Origin of the sequence: Desulfospira joergensenii DSM 10085 (assembly GCF_000420085.1) — a bacterium.
Classification (GTDB): Bacteria; Desulfobacterota; Desulfobacteria; order Desulfobacterales; family Desulfobacteraceae; genus Desulfospira; species Desulfospira joergensenii.
In genome coordinates this window covers 1-3,111 of record NZ_ATUG01000006.1, presented here as the reverse complement: position 1 = coordinate 3,111, position 3,111 = coordinate 1, and the positions used below count along the sequence as shown (strand labels likewise).

At 57.5% G+C, this 3,111-nt stretch carries 2 protein-coding genes; both read right to left on the bottom strand.

The genetic code is table 11. The features are described 5' to 3' along the window. Window positions 1–1,896 precede the first annotated feature (1,896 nt). Entirely contained in the window at window positions 1,897–2,127 is a 231-nt protein-coding gene (locus tag F608_RS37070) for a hypothetical protein (RefSeq protein ID WP_022669493.1), read from the bottom strand. A gap of 218 nt (window positions 2,128–2,345) precedes the next feature. After that, a partial coding sequence (locus F608_RS37065) for an FAD-dependent oxidoreductase (RefSeq protein WP_033399209.1) occupies window positions 2,346–3,111 on the bottom strand: 766 nt, incomplete at its 5' end.

The window sequence follows — 3,111 nt, the reverse complement described above, 5'->3', positions numbered from 1 at the left end:
TCACCCTGGAGAGCCTGAAAAAGGAGGGGTACGCCTCTTTGTTCATGGCCACGGGCCTGCACGGGTCCAGGGGACTGGGCGTCAAAGGCGAAGACAGGGCGTCAGAACCAGTCTGGAATCGGGCAGGCAAGAGAGACTCCCGGCAGTCATGTATGCGGGGACGGTGCGGACGTGCCCCGGCCCGGTGGGCTTCGCTGTGCCAGGCGCCTGAAAGGACGAGATCGCTGGATAGAGACAAGAGCCTGAGGAAAGTTCACACCAACAGCACCTTTGCCTTAGCGGGACTCGTAAAATCCAGGTCGCTAGAATCAAGCCGTGTTGGCGAAGGAAGTTCTCCCAGACCGACTGCAGCTCACCAAGGCGGACGGATCCTGCCGGCAGATGAGCCGGTTTTGGATAAGAGGACGCAGACCCCCGATCGGCGATCTTACCCAGCCCCCTACTGTTTGCGGGGGCGCATTACGCCAAACCCGTTGGCCATTCTCAAGACCCGCCGTCCCATAGTCCCAACGGCTCCTTGCCGGCCGGCGGAAGACTTGGTTGAAGCCGGATGAGATGTCCCGGCTGCCGGTGGCCGACAAGCAGGTGGCACCGGGACCTTAAAATACGCCTGCCGCCCTGGACCTTAAAGAAGTCCCGGCCGTCTTGCAATCTGTCATGGCTACGTGTGGAGCTTGGCCGGCCGGAGCCGATCACCTGGGGTAGTCTGAGTGGGCGTGATCTACCAGCGCGAAGTCAATATCCCTTCGGCTGGAGATTATACATTAAAACGCTCAAACGTCATGACTTCCTGGAATTGAGCGGATCTTAAGCGGGCGGTCCACCATGGGACACTGGTCGGCCTTCGGATGAAAAGAACCGAAAAAATCGCCTGGTCCAATGTATCGGCTCCAGGGATACAACAATGCGGTAATGGATACTGCCCTCGGTATGCTGCATGTACGCATCAAGGATGCCATGATCGCCAAGGAGCATTCGAAAAGAGCTGATGCGGCTATTTCAACATGACATGCGACATTCGCAAGGATTACGAAAATACTATAATGAGCGCTGAAGAGAAGGGGTCAGGTTTGTCAATCCAGGATCATTCCGTGACCGAGAACGGGCACGGCAACCTGGTTCTCAAATATGCCGACGAACTGGCAGTACAGGAAGAGATTTTGACATGGTGATTCTTTCCGTGGCCTGACCATCCCAAGGGAGCGCAGACCTGGCCAGCCGCATCGGCGTGACCTGGATAAGTAAACTTTGGAAAACCACTACCTTCAACCCCTGAAACCTCCAGGCCCGGGGTTTACGTGTCCGGATCCTTCCAGGGACCAAGGATATCCCCATCCGTAACCGAGCATCGGCTCTGCCGGGCGCCGGGTCCATCTGGCACCGCCAGGCATACCGGACCAGACCGTGAGCATGCCCGAGGAGAGGGATGTACTGGGTAGGATCCCGGGTCGGGGTCTTTGTCTGCAAGTGGGGATCAATATCGCCGGGGTATCCTGGGAAAGGTGGAAAGTTCCCTCGGTGTAGCCCAATTGGGACGATCCTGGTAATCTTTCCACCTGTTCCCGTCGATACCCCGGCGATATTGATCCCGACTTGCAGACAAAGACCCGGACCCGGGATCCTCACCCAGTACATCCCTCCCTCGGGCATGCTCACGGTCTTGCGGGTATGCTGGCGGTGCCAGATGGACCCGGCGGCCCGGCAGAGCCGATGCCTCGGTTACGATGAGGGATATCCTTGGGTCCCCTGGAAGGTCCGACACGTAAACCCCGGGCCTGGAGGTTTCCGGGGATTGAAGGTAGTGGTTTTCCAAAGTTTACTTATCCAGGTCCAGCCGATGCGGCTGGCCAGGTCTGCGCTCCCTTGGAATGGTCAGGCCACGGAAAGAATCACCATTCAAATCTCTTCCTGTACTGCCCAGTTCGTCGCATATTTGAGAACCAGGTTGCCGTGCCGGTTCTCGGTCACGGAATGATCCTGGATTTGACAACCTGACCCTTCCTCTTCGGGCTCATTATAGTTTTCGTATCCTTGCGAATGTGCGCATTCCATGTTGAAAATACCGCTCCAGCTCTTTTCCGAATGCTCCTTGGCGATCATGATCCCTTGATGGCGTACATGCAGCATACCGAGGAGCAGTATCCATTACGCATTGTTGGTATCCCTGACCGATACATTGGACCAGGCGATTTTTCGGTTCTTTTCATCCGAGGCCGGACCAGTGTCCCATGGTGGACCGCGGCGCTTAAGATCCGCTCAATTCAGGAAGTCATGACGTTCTGAGCGTTTGTACATGTAATATCGTCCAGCCCGAAGGATCATAGACTTCCGCGCTGTGGTCATGATCACGGCACCCACGTCGAGATCCTACCAGGGCTGCTGATCGTGCTCACGGCTCCGGCCGACAGGCTCACACATTGTGCATTCGGAACAGATCCGCAGGACAGGCACGGGATACTCCCTTTCAATGGCTCAAGGGCCAGGTCCAGGGTGACCTCTTTAAAGTTGCCCTCCCGGTCGGCCACGCTGATCTTGTCCGGGTGCACCCGGTCCAGCCGGGGAACATTCTCGATCTCCGGCTTTTCAAACTCATAGCTCTTTTCCCGGTCCTCGGCAAGGTCCAGGCCGTTGATGAATCTATGGATGGACTCGGCCGCGGTCTTGCCCGAGGCAATGGCGTCCACAACGGATTTGGGGCCGTAATAGGCGTCCCCCCCGGCAAAGACCCAGTCAATGGGGGTCTGGAGGGTAAGAGGATCTGCCTCGTATCCCCCCGGGGGGGTCAGGGCGATGCCCTCTTTATCGGCAAAACCGGTCTCTCCCATCTGGCCGATGGCCACGATCACCGTGTCCGCCTCATAGGAGGTGAGCTTGCAGTCGTCGTACTGGGGATTGAATCTTCCGTTCTCGTCAAACACGGCCGTGCATTCCTGGAAGCCGACCTCGTTGACTTTTCCGGAGTCGTCCCCGTAGAAACGCAAAGGTCCCTGGCTGTTGACGATGTGGACCTTTTCTTCCAGGGCCTCTTCGATCTCGTAATCCCAGGCCGGCATCTCGTCCCGCTTTTCCAGGCAGACCATGGTCACATCGTCGGAGCCCAGGCGCCGGGCG

What these genes read in the sequence shown, in the direction of transcription:
- F608_RS37070 (WP_022669493.1), bottom strand. Translation starts at nt 2,127, where the DNA reads ATGCTGCATGTACGCCATCAAGGGATCATGATCGCCAAGGAGCATTCG.